Consider the following 20,435-nt stretch of genomic DNA (forward strand, 5'->3'; position numbering starts at 1 on the left):
ACATGACCGATGGTCTCGACCGCGGCGCCGGGAAACCGGTCGGCCGACGGGTGTTCCTGGCGACGATCGGGCTGGGTGCGGCGGCGGTCGCGGCCGCACCGGCCCTGCGCCGGGGATGGGACGCCGGCCTGAGCGCGGTCGCCGAGCACGACCCGACCAGCCTCTCCGGCCTGGTCCCCAGCTCCGGCGGGTTCCGCTACTTCAGCGTCGTCGGGTCGGTGCCCCACAAGGACGCCGTCAGCTATCGGCTCGACATCGGCGGGCTGGTGGACCGCCCCGCCACGTACACGCTGGACATGCTCGCCGCGCTCCCGCAGACGACCGTGACCCACGACGTCGTCTGCACCGACGGATGGCAGGTCGAGCAGGTGCCGTTCGAGGGAGTCCTGCTCTCCGACCTGCTCGACGCCGCCGGCGTCCAGGAGAAAGGCACGGCCGTACGGTTCACCTGCTTCGACGGGGCCTACTCGGAGAGTCTGACCCTCGAGCAGGCCCGGCGCCGGGACGTTCTCGTCGCCACCCGGATGCAGGGCGAGCCGATCGCTCATGTCAGCGGCGGCCCGGTCCGGCTGTACGTGGCACCGATGTACTTCTACAAGTCCGCCAAGTGGCTCTCCGGCATCGAGGTCACCAGCACCGTACGGCCGGGCTACTGGGAGGAGTACGGCTATCCCGTCGACGGCTGGCTGCCGGGGGAGGAGCCGGTCGATGGATGAGCGCATGGACCGGTTCGCGCTCTCCGTACGCGTGGTCCACCAGGTGACCGCGGCGCTGTTCGTGGTGTGCATCGTCGCGGCAGCATGCCTCTACGTCGGGCCGCTGGCCGAGGCCGTCGGGCGCCGCCCGCTGGTGGCGGCGGTGCACGAGTGGGCGGGCGTCCTGCTCCCGGTGCCGCTTCTCGTGGGGCTGTTCTCGCGCGCGCTGCGCGCGGACCTGCGCCGCATCGACCGCTTCACCGACGCCGACCGCCGGTGGTTCCGAGGCGCTCCGCGGCGCGGCCGTCAGGCCGGCAAGTTCAACGCGGGACAGAAGCTGTACGCCGCCTGGATCGCTGGTGCCGTGGTCGTCATGGTCGGCACCGGGCTGCTGCTCTGGTTCAGGTTCGCGCTGCCGTGGATCCCGCGTGCGAGCGTGCTCTTCGTCCACGATCTCGGCGCCTTCTCCATCGTCCTGGCTGTCGCCGGACATGTGCGCCACGCCTATGCCGATCCCGAGGCGTGGCGGGGCATGCGTACGGGAAAGGTGTCGCCGGCCTGGGCACGTGAGGAGCACGGCGCGTGGTTCTCCGAGGTCGCCCGGGGACCGCGGCCGTGACCATGGAATAGTCGACGTATGAACTCGAGTCAGAGCCTGCCGAAGGCCGTCCTGATGGACATGGACGGCACCCTGGTCGACACCGAGCCCTACTGGGTCGCGGCCGAGTACGCGATCGCGGAGCGCTTCGGGGCGACCTGGTCCGAGGAGCAGGCGATGGAGCTGGTCGGCAACGCGCTGATCGAGTCGGCGCGGCTGGTCAAGGAGGGGATGGGCCTTCCGCACGAGCCGGAGGAGATCGTCGAGATGCTTCTCGACGGCGTGGTCGAGCAGGTCGAGCAGGAGGTCCCGTGGCGCCCGGGAGCGCGCGAGCTGCTCACCGACCTGGTCGAGCACGGTGTGCCCTGTGCGCTGGTGACGATGTCGTACGCCCGCTTCGTCGGCCCCATCCTCAAAGAGCTCCCCGAGGGCACCTTCAAGGTGATCGTGACCGGTGACATGGTCGCCAACGGCAAGCCCCACCCCGAGCCCTACCTGACCGCGGCCGCCGCCCTCGGTGTCGCGGCGGAGGACACCATCGCGGTGGAGGACTCCAACACCGGCGCCCGCTCCGCCGAGGCCGCCGGCTGCACCGTCCTGGTCATCGAGAACCACGTCCCCGTCGCTCCTGGTGAGCGCCGGGTCTTCCGCGACACGCTCGAGGGAATGACGTACGCCGACCTGGCTGCCCTCTGAGCCCTCGGGGTCATCTAGGGTGCCTGTCGTGGGCCACATCCAGATCACTCCGTCCATCCTCAACGCCGACTTCGCCGCCCTCGGGGCCGAGGTCGCCCGGATCCCCAGCGCCGACTGGATCCATGTCGACGTGATGGACAACCACTTCGTGCCCAACCTGACCTTCGGGCCGACGATGGTGGAGGCGATCTCGCGGTCAACGTCGGTGCCCCTCGACGCGCACCTGATGATCGAGAACGCCGACCGCGAGGCGCCCGCCTACGTCGAGGCCGGCTGCGGCTCGGTGACGTTCCACGTCGAGGCGACCAAGGCTCCGGTGCGGCTGGCCCGCGAGATCCGTGCCAAGGGCGCCCGCGCCTCGATGGCGCTCAAGCCGGCGACCCCGATCGAGCCCTACGAGGACATGCTGGCCGAGCTCGACATGGTGCTGCTGATGACCGTCGAGCCCGGGTTCGGCGGACAGAAGTTCCTCGACCTGGTGCTGCCGAAGATCCGCCGTGCGCGTTCGATGATGGACAAGCATGGTGTCGAGACATGGCTGCAGGTCGACGGCGGGGTCTCCCTGGAGACGATCGAGCGCTGCGCCGAGGCGGGCGCGGACGTCTTCGTCGCCGGCTCCGCGGTCTACTCGGCCGACGACCCCGACGCGATGGTCAACGCACTGCGCGACAAGGCCGTCTCAGCCTCTGACGCCTGATCGGGCCTCGTGCCACCCGTGTGGCACACTGGTCTCCGACGAGCTTGTGCTCGCGTGCTCTGGGGTCGGTGAAATTCCGAGCCGGCGGTGACTGGATCAACGTCCAGAAGTCCGCGACCCGATGGCAGCCAGTCATCGGTTGACCAGGTGAGAATCCTGGACCGACGGTTAAAGTCCGGATGGGAAGACGCACGCAGCCCGATTCGTCGTGACCGCCCTGGATCCACAGCGCGCGCCGCGATGTCTCGGCCTGAACCCCGGAGTCCGTGAGACGGACCAGAGGGGATCAGATGAAGTGCTTGGACCAGCGTGACCCGGAGCCGGGGGCGATGCGTCGCGCCCTGGACCTGGCCGCTGCGATCGGTGCCCCGGGCCCTGCCACCTACCCGAACCCACGGGTGGGCTGCGTACTCCTGGGGGCGGACGGGTCGATGATCGCCGAGGGGTTCCACCGTGGGCCCGGCACCCCGCACGCCGAGGTCGACGCGCTGTCGAAGGCCGGCGAGGCCGCCCGCGGAGCGACTGCCGTGGTCACCCTCGAGCCGTGCAACCACACCGGCCGCACCGGGCCCTGCTCGCAGGCGCTGATCGAGGCAGGGGTGGCCCGCGTCGTCTACGCCCAGGCCGATCCCAACCCGGTCGCCGCCGGGGGAGCCGAGCGGCTGAAGGACGCGGGGATCGAGGTCGAGCAGGGCCTGTACGCCGCGGAGTCCCGCGAGCTCAACCGCGTGTGGACCCGGGCGGCCGAGCTCCAGCGCCCCTACGTCACCTGGAAGTTCGCCACCACCCTCGACGGGCGCAGCGCCGCCGCCGACGGCACCTCGCGCTGGGTCTCCTCGCGCGCCGCGCGGCTCGACACCCACAAGCTGCGGGCGCTGAGCGACACCATGCTCGTCGGGACCAACACGGTCGCCGTCGACGACCCCGCGCTGACGGTCCGTGACCTGGAGGACCGGCCGGTCGGGGTACAGCCGCTGCGGGTCGTCATGGGGTCGCGCGACCTCTCTGACGACCGCCGGATCTTCGACGACCAGGCGCCGTCCCTGCACCTGCGCACCCGCGACCCGCGCTCCGCTCTGGCAGAGCTGTGGGAGCGCGAGCGTCGCCATGTCTTCCTCGAGGGCGGGCCGACGCTGGCCGCGGCCTTCCTGGAGGTGGGACTCGTGGACGAGATCGTCGTCTACGTCGCCCCGTTCCTGCTCGGCGCCGGCCGCTCGGCCGTCGCCGACCTCGGGATCACCACCATCTCCGAAGCCTTCCGGCCGCGCGTACGTTCCGTCGACGTGCTCGAACCGGCCGCGCCCGGCGAGGAGCCGAACGTGCGCTTCATCTTGGAACCACAGAAAGGGGAGCAGTGATGTTCACCGGGATTGTTGAGGAGCTCGGCACCGTCGCCGGGATCGAGGACCAGGGCGACGCCGTACGCCTGACCATCTCCGCGGCGACCGTGCTGTCGGACGCCGAGCTCGGCGCCTCGATCGCGGTCAACGGCTGCTGCCTGACAGTCGCCACGCTGGGGGAGAACGAGTGGACGGCCGACGTGATGCTGGAGACGCTCAAGCGGACCAGCCTGCACGCGGTCTCGGTCGGCGACCAGGTCAACCTCGAGCGCGCGGTCACCCCGGCCACCCGCCTCGGCGGCCACATCGTCCAGGGGCACGTCGACGGCGTCGGACGCATCGTCTCCCGCGAGCCCAGCGAGCACTGGGAGGTCGTCACGATCTCGCTGCCCGAGGAGCTCGTCCGCTACGTCGTGGAGAAGGGCTCGATCGCGGTGGACGGGATCAGCCTCACCGTCGTCTCGGTGACCGACGACTCGTTCACGGTGAGCCTCATCCCCGAGACCCTGGCGCGTACGTCGCTGGGGTTCCGGGCCGTCGGCGACGAGGTCAACCTCGAGACCGACATCATCGCCAAGCACGTCGAGAAGCTTCTGGGAGGGGTTCGGTCATGACGGAGCAGTATGTGGGGGTCCGGCTCGATCCGGTCGAGAACGCGATCGCCGACCTCGCGGCCGGGAAGCCGGTCGTGGTCGTCGACGACGAGGACCGGGAGAACGAGGGCGACCTGATCTTCTCCGCCGAGCTGGCGACCCCGGAGGTGATGGCGTTCGCGATCCGCTGGTCCTCCGGCGTGATCTGCGTGGCGCTGCCCGGCGACCGGCTCGACGAGCTCGACCTGCCCCCGATGACTCGTGTCAACGAGGACCGCAAGCAGACCGCGTACGCGGTCTCGGTCGACGCCCGCGAGGGCGTCTCGACCGGCATCTCGGCCGCCGACCGGGCGCTCACGACCCGGCTCCTCGCCGGCCCGTCGTCGGTGGCCGGCGATCTGACCCGTCCCGGCCACGTCTTCCCGCTGCGTGCCCGCGACGGGGGAGTGCTGGTGCGGGTCGGCCACACCGAGGCCGCCGTCGACCTCACCCGGCTGGCCGGGCTGGAGCCCGCCGGTGCGCTGGTCGAGCTGGTCAACGACGACGGCACCATGCAGCGCGCCCCGCAGTTGCGGGAGTTCGCCGACGAGCACGGTCTCGCGATGATCTCGATCGCCGACCTGGTCACCTACCGGCGGCGTACGGAGGTGCTGGTCGAACGACGCGCCGTGACGCGGTTGCCCACCGAGTTCGGTGACTTCACCGCCTACGGCTACCGCACCATCGACGACGGGGTCGAGCACGTCGCGCTCGTCCACGGCGACGTCTCCGGGTGCGACCCGGTCCTCGCCCGGGTGCACTCGGAGTGCCTGACCGGTGACGTGTTCGGGTCCCAGCGCTGCGACTGCGGACCGCAGCTTCGTGAGGCGCTCGACAGGATCGCGAAGGCCGGCTGCGGCGTGGTGGTCTACCTGCGCGGGCACGAGGGCCGCGGGATCGGGCTGCTCGCCAAGCTGCAGGCCTACCAGCTGCAGGACGGCGGCCGCGACACGGTCGACGCCAACCTCGACCTCGGCCTGCCGGCCGACGCCCGCCACTACGGCGCCGCCTCGCAGATCCTGCGCGACCTCAAGATCGACTCGGTACGCCTGCTGACCAACAACCCCGAGAAGGTCAGCCACCTGGAGGCGTACGGCGTCGAGGTCGCCGAGCGGGTCCCGCTCACCCCGCGGCCCAACGAGCACAATCTCGCCTACCTGCTGACCAAGCGTGACCGCATGGGTCACGCGCTGCCCGATCTGTCCGAGCCGAACAAGTCCGAGTCCAACGGAGCCGAGGAGAACTGATGAGTGGCAAGGGAGCCCCGACCCCCGAGGTCGTCGACGCGAGCGACCTGCGGGTCGCCGTGGTGGCCGCGCGCTGGCACGACGAGGTCATGAACGGCCTGCTGAACGGTGCGGAGCGGGCCCTGAAGGACGCCTCCGTCGGCGGCCTGACCGTCGTCCGGGTGCCGGGCGCCTTCGAGCTCCCGGTCGCCGCGGCCGCGCTGGCCAAGTCGGGCTACGACGCCATCGTCGCGCTCGGTGTCGTCATCCGTGGCGGCACCCCGCACTTCGACTACGTCTGCTCGGCCGCCACCGACGGCCTCAACCGGGTAGCGATCGACCACGTGGTGCCGGTCGGTTTCGGCCTGCTGACCTGCGACAACGAGGAGCAGGCGCTCGACCGTGCCGGCCTCGAGGGGTCCCACGAGGACAAGGGCTACGAGGCCGCCGCGGCGGCCATGGAGACCGCGCTCACCCTGCGCGACTGCGTACGTCACTACTGATCACCCACCGCCGAGTCGGCTCGTCATGACGAGCCGACTCGGTGGGCTTTTCGGTCAGGATGCGCCGACTCGGGCTCAGCTGATCAAGGTCGCGACCAGGTCACCCTGGCGGCGACGCGCGCCCGGGTCCTGTCGGGCTGATGCCTGTCCGACCGTGAACCCGTGCGGCGCGAGCTGCTCTGCGAGTGCCTCGGCGGACCAGTAGTAGGCGGTGTGCACGGCGTGATCGAACGCCTCGCCGGGCTCGCCGTCGAAGAAGCCGATCAGCGCCGAGCCGCCGGGCGCGAGCACCCGCGCGAACTCGCTCAGGATCGCGGGGAGTTGGGTGGGTGGGGTGTGGATGATCGAGTACCACGCCAGGATGCCGCCGATCGACCGGTCGGCCAGGGGGAGTGCGGCGAGGTCCGCTCGTTGGAAGCTGGGTCCTGGATACTGCGCTCGTGCGGCGGCGACGAACTCGGCCGAGGCGTCGATCCCGACGACCTCGCGTACGCCGCCTGCGGTGAGCTCCTGGCTCCAGAGGCCGGGGCCGCAGCCGGCGTCCAGGAGAGGGCCGGTCGTGCTGTCACGCCACCTGGTGATCGTGTCGCGGTCCTGCTCGGCGAGCTTGTCGATCGTGCCGAAGAGGTCGATGTACTCGCTGGCGCGGCCGTCGTAGGCGGCGCCGATCTCGGTCATGGTCATCGGGGGTCGAGGGTAGTGGGTTCGGCTGCTCGCTGGCCGCGGATCGGGCGGGGATCTGGATGTGTGTCCGTTGGTCTCGGGTCTGGGTTCCAGCGCGGGTGGGGCCAATACGTTGTCTGGGTTGGGAGATTTACAGGCCAGGGTGTCTGGGTTGGGTGCCATTCGGGTGTCTTGTCTGGGTTCCAGCAGCGGTCTGGGTTTTGGTGGGGATACCTGTCCCTGATTGGGTTGGGTTCATTTTGCTTGGTGTGGTAGGCTCGGCGCAGGCGTGAACGTGATGGCCGACCACCTCGAAAGAGGCGTGCCCACCATTCGAAAGGTGTGGGTATTCCAGGGGAACCAGGGGCGTGAACGCTGAGCTGCGAGGGTAAGTAATAGCCCGTATTGCCGGGCCTCCGAGACCAGCGAACCAGACGGATCTGCGTGGGCAGATCCTTGAGTTCGTACGTCGGGAGGTGACCGTTTCGATGACCACGCTGCACCAGCCCCAACACCCCGTGCTGGGGGCCGTGGTCGCGGTCACCGGCGCGCTGGATCGGGTTGCGGAGGCGAACCCGGCGTTCATGGGCACCGACCAGAAGGCCACCACCCTGCTCGAGATCGCCCGCGCGAAGGCCCAGCTGGCCGAGCTCGAACTGCGCGTGCTCGCCGTTGCTGACGACGTCGCAGCGGAGAGCGCCGCCCGGGATGTGGCGGCCTGGCTGCACCACCACACCCACCAGCGCCCCGAGACCCTGCGGGCCGACCTCCGGTTGGCTACCGCACTGGACCGGTCCTATGGCCTGGTCGCCGCGGCGATGCGGACGGGTGCCTGCAACCCGGCACAGGCTCAGGTGATCACCCAGGCTCTCGACGAACTCCCCGCCGACCTCGATGTCGAGGTCAAGACCAAGGCCGAAGAGACCCTCCTCGCCTACGCCACCCAGTTCGACCCCACCCAGCTGCGCCGCCTCGGCCGCCGCATCCTCGATGTGATCGCCCCCGAGATCGCCGAGGCCGAAGAAGCGAAACGCCTCGCCGCCGAAGAGGCCCACGCCCGGAAGAAGACCCGACTGAGCATGCGGCGCCTCGGGGACGGCACCACCCGCATCACGGCCGTGGTCCCGGACGCATGCGCGGACCGGCTCGCGACCAACCTGGAGGCCTTCGCCTCACCCCGGCGCGAGGACGGCACCCGCACCGAGACCGGCGACTACCTGCCCTACGACCGCCGCATGGGATCGGCCTTCTGTCAGCTGCTGGAGACCCTCGACCCGGCCCGGCTGCCGATCCATGGCGGGGACGCCACCACCGTGATCGTGACCATCGCCCTCGATCAGCTCCGTACCGAGGCCGGCATCGCCCAGGTGCTGGGTGGGACCCCGATCACCGCCGCCGAGGCGCGGCGGCTGGCCTGCACCGCTGGCATCATCCCCGCCGTCCTCGGTGGTGACTCCGAGGTCCTCGACCTTGGCCGCAAGGAACGCCTCTTCACCGCCGCCCAACGCCGCGCGCTCCTCCTCAGATCCGCCACCTGCGAGGCCGAGGGCTGCGACATCCCCGGCACCTGGGCCGAGGCCCACCACTGGATCGAATGGGCCAACGGAGGTGCGACCGACCTGGCCAACGCGGCACTCCTCTGCAGCCATCACCACCACCGCGCCCACGACCCCACCTACCTCCACGAACGCCTCCCCAACGGCCAGATCCGCTTCACCAGACGCACCTAGGCCGACCGGTCAGAGCAATTACCCCTCACCGTCGACCGCGCACGCCGGCCAGGCGATGCCGGGTCGGCGCGTCTCCCGCGCCACGGTGCCGGGTCGGCGCGTCTCCCGCGCCACGGTGCCGGGTCGGCGTGTGTGTTCCGTGCGGTGGTGCCGGGTCGGCGTGTGTGTTCCGTGCGGTGGTGCCGGGCCGGCGTGTGTGTCCCGGGCGGTGGCGCCGAGCCGATGCATGTCTCTGTCCGGTGATGCTGGGCTGGTGCGTCCGGTGGCGCGGGATGCGGGCAAGGCGCTTGATGGACGATCGCCGGTGCGGCGAGGGTCGTTGAAAGATTGACGTCTACGCGGCCGGCGCCCGCGTCCAGGCGCCGCTGACACGCGGTCTACTAGCGGCATGCTGGGGGGTAGCTCATGCTGGCCTGGCCGACGGATCACCAGCTCGACCCCGGTCTCGGCACCGCCTCTGCTGCAGTCACTGCCGCGCATTCCGGCTTCAGGCGTTCGGCCTTATGAACGGCTTTTGTTCGGCTGCGAATCCTCGCGATCCACTCCCCGTACGCGGAGCAGGCATGCCGACTCGGCGGTGTGGGGCGAGGCAGATGCGCCGACTCGGGCGTGTGGTCTGGGGCAGATGCGCCGGCTCGGCGTTGTTGGGGCGGGGTGCTTTAGGGGAGTCGTGGCGCTATAATTTGCGCATGCATGCAAATACGCAACCTCCGGTGTGGGGCGACGACGTCGTGACCCTTGCCGTCGAGGTGCTGCGGATGTTGGCCGATCCCACACGTCTGCAGCTCGCGGGGCTGTTGCTGGACGAGGAACGGTCCGTCTCTGAGCTGGCCGGGATGCTCGAGAAGCCGGTGCCGGGGGTCTCGCAGCATCTGGCGAAGATGCGGATGGCGCGGCTGGTGACGACGCGGAAGGAGGGGACCTCGGTGCTCTACCGCGTCGAGAACGGGCATGTACGCCAGCTGGTCCTCGACACGATCGGTCACGTCGAGCATCTCCTCGACCAGGTCCCGGCTCACCACCGAACGGGGGAGGAGTCGGCATGACTCACGCGCTGCACCACCGCCACGACCACCACGCGGGCGCGCACGACCACGCCGATGAGCATGGCCACGGCCATGGCCATGGCCACGGGCACGGCCACGGACATGCCCACGACGGCCGGTGGGCCCGGGTCCGGCATGCGGTCTCCGACGTCTTCGGGGCGCACTCCCACGATGCCGCAGACCAGGTCGACGAGGCGCTGGAGGCAGACGTACGCGGCCGCCGGGCGTTGTGGATCAGCCTCGGTGTCCTGGCGCTGACGGCGGCACTCCAGGCGGTCGTCGTCACCCTGACCGGGTCGGTGGCGCTGCTGGGGGACACGCTCCACAACGTCGCGGACGCGCTGACGGCGGTGCCGCTGCTCGTCGCGTTCTGGCTGGCCCGGCGTCCGGCCAACGACCGGTTCACCTACGGGTACGGGCGGGCCGAGGATCTCGCCGGGCTCTTCGTGGTCGCCATGATCGCCCTGTCCAGCATCCTGGCCGGCTGGGAGGCGCTCGACCGGCTCTTCCATCCGCGCGAGGTCGAGTACGTCTGGGCGGTCGCGGCCGCGGGCGTGGTCGGGTTCCTCGGCAACGAGATCGTCGCGCGCTACCGGATCCGGGTCGGTCGTCAGATCGGCTCGGCGGCGCTGGTCGCCGACGGTCTGCACGCGCGTACGGACGGCTTCACCTCGCTGGCGGTGGTCCTCGGCGCCGGCGGGGTCGCGGTCGGGATGCCGTGGGCCGACCCGCTGATCGGACTGCTGATCGCGGTCGCGATCCTCGGTGTGCTGCGCTCGGCGCTCGAGCAGGTGGGCGCGCGGCTGATGGACGCGGTCACCCCCGAGGACGTACGCCGGGCGCGGGAGGCCGTCGGCACCGTGGACGGCGTGCTCGAGGTCCGCAGCCTGCGGCTGCGGTGGATCGGGCACACGCTCCACGCCGACGGTGACATCACCGTCTCGGCCGACCTTCCCGTCTCCGCCGGCCACGACATCGCCCACCACGCCGAGGAGCACCTCCTGGAGGCGCTGCCGCGCCTGGCCAGTGTGGTCCTCCACATCAGCCCCGACGGAGCGCACCCCTAGGCTCTGCTCCGATGAACATCTTCGAATTCGACGGCAAGAGTCCGCAGATCCATCCCGACGCCTGGGTGGCGCCGACGGCGACGCTGATCGGTGATGTACGCCTCGGCCCGAACGCCAGCGTCTGGTACGGCGCCGTGCTCCGCGCCGACGTCGGGCCGATCGTCATCGGCGAAGGCTCCAACGTTCAGGACAACTCGGTGCTGCACGTACGTCCCGGCTCCTCCCTCGAGATGGGTCCGCACAGCACCATCGCCCACGGCTGCGTGGTGCACGGGGACCGGATCGGGACCGGTTCGCTGATCGGCAACGGCGCCGTGGTCTCCGACTCGGTCGTCATCGGCGACGGCTGCCTGATCGCTGCCGGCGCGATGGTGGTCGAGGGGACCGAGGTGCCCGACCACAGCCTGGTGATGGGCGTGCCCGCGAAGATCCGCGGCACCATCGAGCCCGGCACCAACCCGGCGGCGATCCTGGAGCTCAACGCGCCTGGCTATGTCGAGTTCATGAAGCTGCACCGCGCGACCGTACGCCCGGTTCAACCCTGACCCTGAACCTGAGGGTTACTCCGCTCCGCAGGCGACGCAGTACAACGAGCCGACCCGGCGGTCGGCCCCGCAGGTGGTGCACGGGGCGATGGTCTCGCGGCCGCAGCCCTCGCAGTGCTTGCCGCGGACCGGGTAGCCGCAGTAGGGGCAGTCGCCCTTGCGTACGCGCATGGCCGGGATCCGCTTGGCCAGCAGCCGCTGGACCGCGACGAACACGCCGACGGTCGCCGCCGCGCCGATCAGGGACAGGATGAGCGGCCCGAAGTCGGCGTACTCGAAGGTGTAGTGCAGCGCGAAGACCAGCGCCATGATCACCCCGGTCGCGGCGAGCGCGAAGCCGAGCGGGAGGAAGCGCGAGCCGCCGCGGCGCAGCCGGTAGAGCGCCCAGAAGCCGACCAGGCAGAGGATCGCGATGAAGCCGAGTCGTACGCCGATCTGGATCGCCTCGTGGCCGGGGATCTCGCACGGCGTCTCGCCGTTGTTGCACTGGTCCCAGTCGAGGTAGCGCGGCCACCAGTCCTCGACCTTGACGTAGAACCAGACGGTGCCGACGAGCAGGAAGGCGGTCAGTGCGACGGCCAGGAACCGCTCGGTGCGGGTCGACTCGACCTCATCGGCCGCGATCGGTGTCTTCATGGCGTTCTCCCAGGGAGGCTGGTGCGCGCGTGGAAGGCGACCTCGAGCCGGCAGTCGAGGGCGGCTGCCACGCGCAGCAGGGTGTCGATCTTGGGTGGGCGGGACCCGGACTCCAGCCGTGCGATCGCCGACTGGGTCGTGCCGCAGAGCTCGGCGAGCTCGCGCTGGGACAGCCCTCGCGCGACCCGGTGCTCGGTGACCTGCGCGGCGATCCCGGCGTAGAACGTGGCGTCCTCGTCGTCGGTGCTCACGAGATCGACGCTATCGCAGTCCTGCTATGCCTGTCGATAGCAGGACTGCTATCGCCCAGGTGAGACGATTCGGGCGCGAGGTCGCGTACGGCCTAGGCTTGACGCTCGTGAAGACGTTCGACGAGCTCTGGGCCGAGCTGAGTGAGAAGGCCCGGACCCGACCTGAAGGATCCGGCACCGTGGCACAGCTCGACGCCGGGGTCCATGCGATCGGGAAGAAGCTGGTCGAGGAGGCCGCCGAGTCCTGGATGGCGGCCGAGTACGAGGGCAAGGAAGCCACTGCGGAGGAGATCTCCCAGCTGCTCTACCACGCCCAGGTGCTCATGCTCGCCAGCGGCATCTCGATCGACGACGTCTACTCACACCTGTAGGGATCACCCATGACTGAAACATCTGCCGAGGGCATGCTCCGGATCGCCGTTCCCAACAAGGGGTCGCTGTCCGTCGCGGCCTCCGAGCTGCTGCGCGAGGCGGGCTACCGCCAGCGTGACGACTCCAAGCGCCTGACCCTCATCGACGAGGAGAACGGCGTCGAGTTCTTCTACCTGCGCCCGCGCGACATCGCGCTCTACGTCGGCGAGGGCACCCTCGACATCGGCATCACCGGCCGCGACCTGCTCCTCGACTCCGGCGCCAAGGCCGACGAGGTCATCGGGCTCGGCTTCGGCCGCTCGCGGTTCCACTTCGCCGGCCGCGCCGGCGCGTTCACCTCGGTCGAGGAGCTGCGCGGCAAGCGGATCGCGACCTCCTACGTCGGGGTCGTCTCCGCCTTCCTGGAGCGCGAGGGGATCGACGCGAGCGTGACCCGCCTCGACGGCGCCGTGGAGACCTCGATCCAGCTCGGTGTCGCCGATGCGATCGCCGACGTGGTCGAGACCGGCTCCACGATGCGGCAGGCCGGGCTGGAGATCTTCGGCGAGCCGATCATGCACTCCGAGGCCGTGGTGATCACCCGCTCCGGCGCGCAGCTGCCGTCGGCCTACGAGACCTTCCGGCGCCGTCTCGACGGCGTCCTGATCGCGCGCAGTTACGTGATGATGGACTACGACATCCGCGCCGAGGACCTCGCCCAGGCCTCCGCGATGACGCCCGGGCTCGAGGGTCCGACGGTCAGCCCGCTGCACCGTGAGGGCTGGGTGGCCGTCCGCGCGATGGTGCCGCGCAAGGGCTCGCAGAAGCTGATGGACGACCTCTACGCCGTGGGCGCCCGGGCCATCCTGCTGACGGAGATCAATGCCTGCCGGATCTGAGCCTTCCGGAACCGAGCTGCCGGTGAAGCTTCCGCACACCTGGCGCCCGCTCGGGGCTCGCGTGATGGGCTGGTTCCTGGTGGCCGCGCTGGCAGTGATGTGCACGATGGTCTGGGTCGGGTTCACGCCCGAGATCAAGGCCCAGGTCACGCTCTTCGAGCGGCTCACCTTCGGAGCCCTGGGCCTCGGCATCGTGGCCTGCGTGCACGCGCTGACCCGGTCCCGGGTCGTCGCCCGCGAGGACGGCCTGACCGTGGTCAACGGCTACAAGCGCCGCGATCTGGAGTGGGCCGAGGTGCTCGCGATCAACTTCCCGCGCGGTGCTCCCTGGCCCAACATCGATCTGTCCTCGGGCCACAACATCTCCGCGCTCGGCATCCAGGCCGCCGACGGGCTCTCGTCGCGCAAGGCCGTGCGCACGCTGCGTACGCTGGTCGAGGAGCTGTCCTAGCAGCGACCGTCCGGCCACCCGATTACTACGCTTCGGGGAATCCTTTCGTAAACCGCTGATCGTGGCGGCCATCGCGACTTAGCGTGTCGGCGTGATCTTCTGGACTCGTGGCTTCGCCGTGCTGGCCACCGTGCTCGCCGTGGTCGCGACCGTCCCGGCCCAGGCCGCGCCGGTGCACCCGGTCGGCACCTGGGGTGCCTCGGCCGACGAGGTGGGTGGTGCCACCGGCGCCGCCGGGCTCACCGACCGGTCGGTGCGCAACCTGGTGCACACCTCGCTGGGTGGCTCCGGCGTACGGATCACGCTGTCCAACGTCTTCGGCGACCGTCCGGTCACCTTCACCTCGGCGCACCTCGGCCTGGCCGGGGACGGAGCCGCGGTCGTGCGCGGCACGAACCGGCCGATGACCTTCGCCGGTGCCGACCAGGTCACCGTCGCCCCCGGCACCGAGGTGCTCAGCGATCCCGTCGACGCGACGGTGCCGGCCGACACCACCCTCGCGGTCAGCTTCCACGTCGTCGGCGAGAGCGGCCCGATCACCGGGCACGACGTGGCCGTGCAGACCTCCTACGTCTCCGGGACACCCGGCGCGGACGTCGCCGGCCAGGAGTCCGGCGCGGCGTTCACGACGCAGATCTCCAGCTGGTACTGGGTCGAGAGCGTCGTCATCGAGAAGCCGCGCCGAGTGCGGACCGCGGTGCTCTTCGGCGACTCGATCACCGACGGGAGCGGCTCCACCGTCGGCGCGAACCGGCGCTGGCCGGACGTACTGGCCGACCGGATCGCGGGCAGCCGGTTCGCCGGCCGGTTCGGCGTCATGAACGAGGGCATCTCCGCCAACCGCCTCCTCGCCGACGGGACCGGCGGCCAGCGCGGTCTGGACCGCTTCCGGCGTGACGCCCTCGACCAGCCCGGCGTCTCCACGGTCGTGCTGCTGGAGGGGATCAACGACATCCGCTGGGATCTCGCCGACGAGGCCGCCGACCTGATCGCCGCCTACCGCGAGCTGATCGCGCAGGCGCACGCCGAGGACGTGTGCGTCGTCGGCGCCACCCTGACGCCGTACGAGGGCGGCAGCCGCTACACCCCCGAGCGCGACCGGGTGCGGACCGCGGTCAACGAGTGGATCCGCACGTCGGGCGAGTTCGACGGCACCGTCGACTTCGACGCCGCCACCCGCGACCCCGACCGGCCGGCGCGGTTCCTGCCTGCGTACGACTCCGGGGACCACCTCCACCCCGGCGACGCCGGCTATGCGGCGATGGCCGAGGCGTTCGACCTCTCGCTGCTGGAGTGCGACCGCTAGGCCGCGGCGCTCAGATCTGCACGGTCAGAGCGCCGTGATGCCCCAGGTGACCTCGAGCCGCTCGCCGGGCGCGAGCGAGACCAGGTCGGTGCCGGAGTTGAAGGCGTCCGGGGGAGCGGTCATCGGCTCGACGGCGAGACCGCCGCGCGTGGGCGTCTGGTCGTCGGCGCTGTAGACCATCAGCCACGGGTGGCGCTCGTCGACCCAGAGCGCGACCCCGCCGTCCGGCCCCTGGATGGTGACCGTCGCCCGGCCGTCCTCGGCACGGTCGAGATCGGTGAAGGCATGGTCGAGGACGACGTCGCCGATGAGCTTGGCCGAGGTGAAGTCGTGGGCGGTCCCGGCGGTCGGCTCGCTCCCGGTCGGCAGCTTGCGCTCCGGGTCGGAGAGCAGGCGGGTCCGCGCGGGAAGGGTGAGGGTCCAGCCGTCGACGGGTCCCTCGCCCGCGGTGAGATAGGGGTGGGCGCCGGCCGCGTAGGGCGCGGGGGAGTCGGCGTGGTTGGTCGCCGACTGGGTCACGGTGAGCCCGTCGGGCCCGATCGCGTACGTCACCTCGAGGTCGAGCGTCCAGGGGTAGCCGCTCTGCGCCATCAGCCGGGTGGCCAGGGTGATCGAGTCCTTGGCCTCGTCGATGGGCAGCCACTGTGCCCACCGCACCAGCCCGTGGGAGGCGTTGTTGCGGGAAACCTCGGTGAGCCCGAGCTGGTAGCTCTTCCCACCGAACTCGTAGCGGCCGTCGCGGATCCGGTTGGGCCACGGCGCCAGCAGCTGACCCTTGCCGCCTTTGGACTGCTCGTCGTCGCCGAACCCGGCGATGAGGTCGCGCCCCTGGTAGGACAGCAGCCGCAGCGACCCACCACTCTCCGTCACCGTGGCGGAGTAGCCGCCGCCGTCGATCGTGAACTGCTCTCCACTCGGTCTCAGCACGCGCCCAAGGCTATCCAGGTGCCCGGAGGGACGCGGTGACCGGTCGGGTTAGCCTCGGGCCATGGAGCGACGACAGCTGGAGTTCTTCCTCGCGATCGCCGAGGCCGGCAGCTTCACCAGCGCCGCGGCACGGCTCCACGTGGCCCAGCCGTCGCTGTCGTACGCCGTGCGCGGGCTCGAGCGCGAGCTCGGCGGCCCGCTCTTCGAACGCCACGGCAGGGGAGTGCGGCTCACCCCGGCGGGCTCGGCGCTGCTCGGCCCGGCCCGTCGGGTCGTACGCGGCTTCGAGCTCGCCGCGGGCGCGGTCCGCTCGGTCTCCGACGAGGGGTTCGGCCGGCTCACGATCACCTCCAGCACGGTGTGGGCGGTCGAGCCGCTGGTGCCGGTGCTCGCCGAGTTCCGGCGGATCCAGCCCGCCGCGCAGGTGGTCGTCACCGACCCGCAGCACCGCTCCGACGTGCTCGACCAGGTGCGCAAGGGGGAGGCGGACGTGGGGCTGATCGACGGCGCGCCTCCGCACGGCCCGTTCGGCTCGCACCGGCTCGCCGAGCACGAGCTGGTGGCGGTCCTGCCACCCTCCGCCGAGGCGCCGGAGGAGGTCGGGATCGAGGAGCTCGCCGAGATCGGGCTGATCGCGACGCCGGCGGGCACGGCGCTGCGTACGTTCCTGGACGCCCGCCTCGAGGCCGCGGGCCTGCCCACGGAGGTCGCCATCGAGACGGCTCACGTCGCCTCGATCATCCCGCTGGTGCTGGCCCGTGCCGGGGTGGCCGTGCTCACCGAGGGCATGGCCGGCGCGGCGTCGCGGGCCGGGGCACAGGTCGTCGCGCTGACCCCGGCGACGCGGGTGAGCGTGTCGCTCGTATGGCTGGAGGAGCGCGGTGGTGCGCTGGTCGAGCAGTTCGTCGCGCTGGCACAGGAGCTGACCGACGCGTGACCGAGGTATAGAGAGGATTTATCGCAGCATCTCGATCCTGGTCTTGCTCGCTGCCCGGACGTGCTGGAACACCCACAAGGTCAATGTCTAGTGTGTTAGACATATATGAACCGATTGGATGGAGCACGCATGCGCCGCCCCCCACGCCTTGCCGTGGCCGTACTCGCCCTTGCGGCGACGGCAGGCACCCTGACCGCCTGCACGACCGCGAGCGAGCGTGACGGCTTCGCCCAGAGCGACTCCGGTGGAGCCGCGGACTCCGTCGTCCTCGCCGAGCAGCCCTGGGTCGACCTCCAGGTCGAGAACGAGATCGCGGTCCAGATCCTCCAGGAGCTCGGCTACGACGCGAGCATCAAGAAGAACCTCTCCGTCGAGAACGCGGCGACCGCGGTCTCCTCGGGTCAGATCGACGCCTACCTCGGCAACTGGTGGCCCTCCCAGGAGCCCAGCTTCGGCGACCCGATCGACTCCGGCGACGTCGAGGTGCTCTCCACGATCGTGAAGGGCACCGAGTACGCCCCGGCCGTCCCCGGCGACGTCGCCGAGAAGCTCGGGATCGAGTCGCTCGCCGACCTCGACGCCAACGCCGCGAAGTTCGGCAGGAAGATCTACGGCATCGAGGCCGGCTCCCCGGGCAACGAGACGATCCAGAAGGCGATCGACGAGGACGCGTACGGCCTGGGCGACTGGAAGCTCGTCGCCAGCGGCACCCCGGCGATGCTCGCCCAGGTCGAGAAGTCGCAGAAGGCGGGGCAGCCGATCGTGTTCCTCGGCTGGAGCCCGCACTGGATGACGGTGCAGTTCGACGCCGTCTTCCTCGAGGACCCCGACAAGGTCTGGGGCGGCGCCGGCGAGATCCGCACCGTCACCCGCAAGGGGTTCGAGGACGACAACCCCGAGATCGCCGAGTTCCTCTCCAACCTGAGCTTCAGCACCGACGAGGCCGGGCAGTTCTACTACGACCACGACAAGTCCGGGAAGGAGCTCGCCGACATCGCCTCGGCGTGGATCGACGACAACCCCGAGAAGGTCGCGCGGTTCCTCGACGGGGTCGAGGACGCCGACGGCGAGAAGGCGGAGATCTGATGAGCCAGACCGACACAGAGACGAACGAGACCCGGCCCGCGATCGTCGGGCGAGGCCTGAGCAAGGTCTACGGCCTCGGCCGTAGACAGACCGAGAAGGCACTGGCCGCCGACGACCCGCGCGCGGCGGCAGCGGCCGCGGGCGGCTACCTCGGCGCCCACGACATCGACTTCGAGATCGCCAAGGGCGAGATGTTCGTCGTCATGGGGCTCTCCGGGTCGGGCAAGTCGACCGTGCTACGGATGATCAACCGCCTCAACGAGCCCAGTGCCGGCGAGCTGCTCATCGACGGCGAGGACATCACCCAGGTCTCCGACCAGCGACTGCGCCAGCTGCGCAACAACGGCATCGGGATGGTCTTCCAGCACTTCTCGCTGTTCCCCCACCGGACGGTGCGGGAGAACGCGGCGTACGGCCTGAAGGTACGCGGCACCACGAGGTCCGAGCGTCTGGAGAAGGCCGACGCCGCCCTCGAGCGGGTCGGCCTGGGCGGGCGCGGCGACAAGCTGCCGCACGAGCTCTCGGGCGGCATGCGGCAGCGGGTCGGCCTGGCCCGCGCGCTGGCCGTGGACCCGCCGATCCTGCTGATGGACGAGCCGTTCTCGGCGCTGGACCCGCTGATCCGCCGGGACATGCAGGACCTGCTCGTCGAGCTCCAGGCCCAGGACCAGCGCACCACCGTCTTCGTCACCCACGACCTCAACGAGGCGATGCGGATCGGCGACCGGGTGATGGTGATGCGCGACGGCCGGTCCGTCCAGGTCGCCCCGGGACCCGAGATCGTGGCCCACCCGGCCGACGAGTACGTCAGCGAGTTCGTCGCCGACGTCGACCGGGCCCGGGTGCTCAGCGCCGGCGACCTGGTGCGGCCGCCGCGCCTCGTCCTCGACGAGGAGACCAGTCGCGCGGACGCGCTCACCAGGCTCGGCGAGAACGAGGTCACCGGTGCCTTCGTGACCGACGCCGAGGACCGGCTGCTCGGTGTCGTGACCGCCGACAGGGTCGCCGACCTCAGCAGCGGCGAGAGCCTGCGCGAGGCGCTCGGCGAGCCCTATGAGCAGGTGGGGCCCGACGACGTCGTCGGTGACTTCATGCAGCTCGCCGGACGCCAGGTGGTGCCGGTGACCGTGCTCGACGACGACGGCCGGATCGTCGGGGTCGTGCCGCGGGCCGCGATCCTCTCCGCCCTGTCCACCGCCAACGGCGCGAGCGCCGAGACCAAGGAGGTGGCCCATGCCTGATCTTCACATAGGCGACCTCGGTGAGGACGTCATCACCTTCCTCACCGACAACCTCGGTCCGCTCTTCGACGGCATCAAGGAGGCGCTCAACTTCCTGCTCCGGATGGTCTACAACGTGCTCGGCGGCCTGCCGCCGATCGCGATGATCATCGTGCTCGCCGTGATCGCGCTCCTGGTGACCCGCCAGGTCGTCCTCACCCTGGTGCTGACCGTCGGGCTGCTCCTGATCGAGTCGATGGACCTGTGGTACGAGACGATGCAGACCACCACCTCGGTGCTCGTCGCGACGCTCGTGGCGCTGGTGATCGGCATCCCGCTCGGCATCTGGTCGGCCTTCTCGCCACCCCTCCGGGCGGCCCTGCGGCCGGTGCTGGACCTGATGCAGACGCTGCCCGTCTTCGTCTACCTGCTGCCGACGATCCTCTTCTTCGGCGTCGGGGACGCGCCAGGCCTGGTCGCGACGATCGTCTTCGCGCTGCCACCCGCGGTCCGGCTCACCCAGCTGGGGATCAACCAGGTCGACGCCGAGACCGTCGAGGCCGCCGCCGCCTTCGGCGCGGGCCGCTGGGAGATCCTGCGCGAGGTGCAGCTCCCGCTGGCCAGGGAGTCGATCATGACCGGCGTCAACCAGGTCATCATGCTGGCGCTCTCGATGGTCGTGGTGGCCGGCCTGGTCGGCGGCTCCGGCCTCGGCGGCGTCGTCGTCAACGCCGTCCAGGGGCTGCAGATCGGAGCCTCGATCGAAGGCGGTCTCGCGGTCGTCGTGATCGCGATCTACCTCGACCGGGTCTCGGCCGCGCTCGGTGGCCAGCGTGGCCTGGTGCCGTCCTGGTGGCCGAAGCGGGGCCGCGGCGCCCACGTCGCGACCCCCGAGCCCGAGCTCACCCCCGCCTGACCCCGCACCCCTGATCG

Annotated in this window: 24 protein-coding genes and 1 riboswitch; of the genes, 20 read left to right on the forward strand and 4 right to left on the reverse strand. The window is 70.6% G+C overall.

Features of this window, described 5'->3' with window-relative positions; genetic code table 11:
• Positions 1 to 2 precede the first annotated feature (2 nt).
• From UG56_RS08660 to ribH, 8 genes are all read left to right on the forward strand, one after another.
• Complete coding sequence (locus UG56_RS08660) at positions 3 to 716, forward strand: molybdopterin-dependent oxidoreductase (protein WP_084100748.1); 714 nt, start codon at positions 3 to 5, stop codon at positions 714 to 716.
• On the forward strand, positions 709 to 1,314 hold the full coding sequence (locus tag UG56_RS08665; protein ID WP_218145169.1) for a cytochrome b/b6 domain-containing protein: 606 nt from the start codon (positions 709 to 711) through the stop codon (positions 1,312 to 1,314). The genes UG56_RS08660 and UG56_RS08665 overlap by 8 nt, the downstream gene beginning before the upstream one ends.
• An 18-nt stretch (positions 1,315 to 1,332) precedes the next feature.
• Positions 1,333 to 1,989: an HAD family hydrolase gene (locus tag UG56_RS08670; RefSeq protein WP_045551259.1), complete on the forward strand. Its 657-nt coding sequence runs from the start codon at positions 1,333 to 1,335 to the stop codon at positions 1,987 to 1,989.
• Positions 1,990 to 2,017: 28 nt separating this feature from the next.
• On the forward strand, positions 2,018 to 2,686 hold the full coding sequence (rpe, locus tag UG56_RS08675) for a ribulose-phosphate 3-epimerase (RefSeq protein ID WP_177191444.1): 669 nt from the start codon (positions 2,018 to 2,020) through the stop codon (positions 2,684 to 2,686).
• Between the two features lie 50 nt (positions 2,687 to 2,736).
• Positions 2,737 to 2,883: riboswitch (FMN riboswitch) on the forward strand.
• Between the two features lie 93 nt (positions 2,884 to 2,976).
• Positions 2,977 to 4,044: a bifunctional diaminohydroxyphosphoribosylaminopyrimidine deaminase/5-amino-6-(5-phosphoribosylamino)uracil reductase RibD gene (ribD, locus tag UG56_RS08680; RefSeq protein WP_052694097.1), complete on the forward strand. Its 1,068-nt coding sequence runs from the start codon at positions 2,977 to 2,979 to the stop codon at positions 4,042 to 4,044.
• A complete protein-coding gene (locus UG56_RS08685) occupies positions 4,044 to 4,640 on the forward strand; it encodes a riboflavin synthase (RefSeq protein WP_045551258.1) in 597 nt (198 codons plus the stop codon). The genes ribD and UG56_RS08685 overlap by 1 nt, the downstream gene beginning before the upstream one ends.
• Entirely contained in the window at positions 4,637 to 5,905 is a 1,269-nt protein-coding gene (locus tag UG56_RS08690; protein WP_045551257.1) for a bifunctional 3,4-dihydroxy-2-butanone-4-phosphate synthase/GTP cyclohydrolase II, read from the forward strand. Before UG56_RS08685 ends, UG56_RS08690 begins: the two co-directional genes overlap by 4 nt.
• Positions 5,905 to 6,387 (forward strand): 6,7-dimethyl-8-ribityllumazine synthase, encoded by a 483-nt coding sequence (gene ribH, locus UG56_RS08695; RefSeq protein WP_045551256.1) that lies wholly within the window; start codon positions 5,905 to 5,907, stop codon positions 6,385 to 6,387. Before UG56_RS08690 ends, ribH begins: the two co-directional genes overlap by 1 nt.
• A gap of 75 nt (positions 6,388 to 6,462) precedes the next feature.
• Here the strand turns inward: ribH and UG56_RS08700 are convergent, their stop codons facing one another.
• On the reverse strand, positions 6,463 to 7,071 hold the full coding sequence (locus tag UG56_RS08700) for a class I SAM-dependent methyltransferase (RefSeq protein ID WP_045551255.1): 609 nt from the start codon (positions 7,069 to 7,071) through the stop codon (positions 6,463 to 6,465).
• 467 nt (positions 7,072 to 7,538) lie between these two features.
• Here UG56_RS08700 and UG56_RS08705 point away from each other — a divergent pair, with 467 nt between their 5' ends.
• The 4 genes from UG56_RS08705 to UG56_RS08720 all read left to right on the forward strand — a co-directional run bounded on the left by UG56_RS08705 (position 7,539) and on the right by UG56_RS08720 (position 11,438).
• The gene (locus tag UG56_RS08705; RefSeq protein ID WP_045551254.1) at positions 7,539 to 8,780 is read left to right on the forward strand and encodes an HNH endonuclease signature motif containing protein; all 1,242 of its coding nucleotides are present in this window, start codon (positions 7,539 to 7,541) and stop codon (positions 8,778 to 8,780) included.
• Positions 8,781 to 9,469: 689 nt separating this feature from the next.
• Positions 9,470 to 9,826 carry an ArsR/SmtB family transcription factor gene (locus UG56_RS08710; protein ID WP_045550253.1) on the forward strand — a complete coding sequence of 119 codons (357 nt, stop codon included), beginning with the start codon at positions 9,470 to 9,472 and terminating at the stop codon, positions 9,824 to 9,826.
• A complete protein-coding gene (locus UG56_RS08715) occupies positions 9,823 to 10,893 on the forward strand; it encodes a cation diffusion facilitator family transporter (protein WP_045550252.1) in 1,071 nt (356 codons plus the stop codon). Before UG56_RS08710 ends, UG56_RS08715 begins: the two co-directional genes overlap by 4 nt.
• 11 nt (positions 10,894 to 10,904) lie before the next feature.
• Entirely contained in the window at positions 10,905 to 11,438 is a 534-nt protein-coding gene (locus tag UG56_RS08720) for a gamma carbonic anhydrase family protein (protein WP_045550251.1), read from the forward strand.
• Between the two features lie 15 nt (positions 11,439 to 11,453).
• Here the strand turns inward: UG56_RS08720 and UG56_RS08725 are convergent, their stop codons facing one another.
• A complete protein-coding gene (locus UG56_RS08725; protein WP_045550250.1) occupies positions 11,454 to 12,074 on the reverse strand; it encodes a hypothetical protein in 621 nt (206 codons plus the stop codon).
• Positions 12,071 to 12,325 carry a helix-turn-helix domain-containing protein gene (locus tag UG56_RS08730; protein WP_045550249.1) on the reverse strand — a complete coding sequence of 85 codons (255 nt, stop codon included), beginning with the start codon at positions 12,323 to 12,325 and terminating at the stop codon, positions 12,071 to 12,073. Before UG56_RS08730 ends, UG56_RS08725 begins: the two co-directional genes overlap by 4 nt.
• A gap of 107 nt (positions 12,326 to 12,432) precedes the next feature.
• Between UG56_RS08730 and UG56_RS08735 the strand changes: the two genes are divergently transcribed.
• From UG56_RS08735 to UG56_RS08750, 4 genes are all read left to right on the forward strand, one after another.
• Entirely contained in the window at positions 12,433 to 12,696 is a 264-nt protein-coding gene (locus tag UG56_RS08735; RefSeq protein WP_008359350.1) for a phosphoribosyl-ATP diphosphatase, read from the forward strand.
• A 33-nt stretch (positions 12,697 to 12,729) separates the two neighbouring features.
• Positions 12,730 to 13,575, forward strand: coding sequence for an ATP phosphoribosyltransferase (gene hisG, locus UG56_RS08740; protein WP_045550248.1), 846 nt, complete (start codon positions 12,730 to 12,732; stop codon positions 13,573 to 13,575).
• The gene (locus UG56_RS08745) at positions 13,559 to 14,026 is read left to right on the forward strand and encodes a PH domain-containing protein (protein ID WP_045550247.1); all 468 of its coding nucleotides are present in this window, start codon (positions 13,559 to 13,561) and stop codon (positions 14,024 to 14,026) included. Before hisG ends, UG56_RS08745 begins: the two co-directional genes overlap by 17 nt.
• A gap of 91 nt (positions 14,027 to 14,117) precedes the next feature.
• A complete protein-coding gene (locus UG56_RS08750; RefSeq protein WP_045550246.1) occupies positions 14,118 to 15,332 on the forward strand; it encodes an SGNH/GDSL hydrolase family protein in 1,215 nt (404 codons plus the stop codon).
• A gap of 24 nt (positions 15,333 to 15,356) precedes the next feature.
• Here the strand turns inward: UG56_RS08750 and UG56_RS08755 are convergent, their stop codons facing one another.
• Complete coding sequence (locus UG56_RS08755; protein ID WP_045550245.1) at positions 15,357 to 16,259, reverse strand: aldose 1-epimerase family protein; 903 nt, start codon at positions 16,257 to 16,259, stop codon at positions 15,357 to 15,359.
• 61 nt (positions 16,260 to 16,320) lie between these two features.
• On the opposite strand from UG56_RS08755, the gene UG56_RS08760 reads away from it, so the two are divergent.
• From UG56_RS08760 to UG56_RS08775, 4 genes are all read left to right on the forward strand, one after another.
• A complete protein-coding gene (locus tag UG56_RS08760; protein WP_052693881.1) occupies positions 16,321 to 17,196 on the forward strand; it encodes a LysR family transcriptional regulator in 876 nt (291 codons plus the stop codon).
• 129 nt (positions 17,197 to 17,325) lie between these two features.
• Positions 17,326 to 18,282, forward strand: a complete 957-nt coding sequence (locus UG56_RS08765) for an ABC transporter substrate-binding protein (protein ID WP_177191445.1) — start codon at positions 17,326 to 17,328, stop codon at positions 18,280 to 18,282.
• On the forward strand, positions 18,282 to 19,523 hold the full coding sequence (locus UG56_RS08770; protein WP_045550244.1) for a quaternary amine ABC transporter ATP-binding protein: 1,242 nt from the start codon (positions 18,282 to 18,284) through the stop codon (positions 19,521 to 19,523). Before UG56_RS08765 ends, UG56_RS08770 begins: the two co-directional genes overlap by 1 nt.
• On the forward strand, positions 19,516 to 20,418 hold the full coding sequence (locus tag UG56_RS08775) for an ABC transporter permease (RefSeq protein ID WP_045550243.1): 903 nt from the start codon (positions 19,516 to 19,518) through the stop codon (positions 20,416 to 20,418). Before UG56_RS08770 ends, UG56_RS08775 begins: the two co-directional genes overlap by 8 nt.
• Positions 20,419 to 20,435: the final 17 nt, after the last annotated feature.

It is taken from the genome of Nocardioides luteus, from assembly GCF_000960475.2.
Classification (GTDB): domain Bacteria; phylum Actinomycetota; class Actinomycetes; order Propionibacteriales; family Nocardioidaceae; genus Nocardioides; species Nocardioides luteus_A.

What these genes read in the sequence shown, in the direction of transcription:
- UG56_RS08660 (WP_084100748.1), top strand. Translation starts at nt 3, where the DNA reads ATGACCGATGGTCTCGACCGCGGCGCCGGGAAACCGGTCGGCCGACGG.
- UG56_RS08720 (WP_045550251.1), top strand. Translation starts at nt 10,905, where the DNA reads ATGAACATCTTCGAATTCGACGGCAAGAGTCCGCAGATCCATCCCGAC.
- hisG (WP_045550248.1), top strand. Translation starts at nt 12,730, where the DNA reads ATGCTCCGGATCGCCGTTCCCAACAAGGGGTCGCTGTCCGTCGCGGCC.
- UG56_RS08745 (WP_045550247.1), top strand. Translation starts at nt 13,559, where the DNA reads ATGCCTGCCGGATCTGAGCCTTCCGGAACCGAGCTGCCGGTGAAGCTT.
- UG56_RS08685 (WP_045551258.1), top strand. Translation starts at nt 4,044, where the DNA reads ATGTTCACCGGGATTGTTGAGGAGCTCGGCACCGTCGCCGGGATCGAG.
- UG56_RS08770 (WP_045550244.1), top strand. Translation starts at nt 18,282, where the DNA reads ATGAGCCAGACCGACACAGAGACGAACGAGACCCGGCCCGCGATCGTC.
- UG56_RS08760 (WP_052693881.1), top strand. Translation starts at nt 16,321, where the DNA reads ATGGAGCGACGACAGCTGGAGTTCTTCCTCGCGATCGCCGAGGCCGGC.
- UG56_RS08690 (WP_045551257.1), top strand. Translation starts at nt 4,637, where the DNA reads ATGACGGAGCAGTATGTGGGGGTCCGGCTCGATCCGGTCGAGAACGCG.
- UG56_RS08705 (WP_045551254.1), top strand. Translation starts at nt 7,539, where the DNA reads ATGACCACGCTGCACCAGCCCCAACACCCCGTGCTGGGGGCCGTGGTC.
- UG56_RS08700 (WP_045551255.1), bottom strand. Translation starts at nt 7,071, where the DNA reads ATGACCATGACCGAGATCGGCGCCGCCTACGACGGCCGCGCCAGCGAG.
- UG56_RS08710 (WP_045550253.1), top strand. Translation starts at nt 9,470, where the DNA reads ATGCATGCAAATACGCAACCTCCGGTGTGGGGCGACGACGTCGTGACC.
- UG56_RS08775 (WP_045550243.1), top strand. Translation starts at nt 19,516, where the DNA reads ATGCCTGATCTTCACATAGGCGACCTCGGTGAGGACGTCATCACCTTC.
- ribH (WP_045551256.1), top strand. Translation starts at nt 5,905, where the DNA reads ATGAGTGGCAAGGGAGCCCCGACCCCCGAGGTCGTCGACGCGAGCGAC.
- UG56_RS08725 (WP_045550250.1), bottom strand. Translation starts at nt 12,074, where the DNA reads ATGAAGACACCGATCGCGGCCGATGAGGTCGAGTCGACCCGCACCGAG.
- ribD (WP_052694097.1), top strand. Translation starts at nt 2,977, where the DNA reads ATGAAGTGCTTGGACCAGCGTGACCCGGAGCCGGGGGCGATGCGTCGC.
- UG56_RS08670 (WP_045551259.1), top strand. Translation starts at nt 1,333, where the DNA reads ATGAACTCGAGTCAGAGCCTGCCGAAGGCCGTCCTGATGGACATGGAC.
- UG56_RS08715 (WP_045550252.1), top strand. Translation starts at nt 9,823, where the DNA reads ATGACTCACGCGCTGCACCACCGCCACGACCACCACGCGGGCGCGCAC.
- UG56_RS08765 (WP_177191445.1), top strand. Translation starts at nt 17,326, where the DNA reads ATGCGCCGCCCCCCACGCCTTGCCGTGGCCGTACTCGCCCTTGCGGCG.
- UG56_RS08665 (WP_218145169.1), top strand. Translation starts at nt 709, where the DNA reads ATGGATGAGCGCATGGACCGGTTCGCGCTCTCCGTACGCGTGGTCCAC.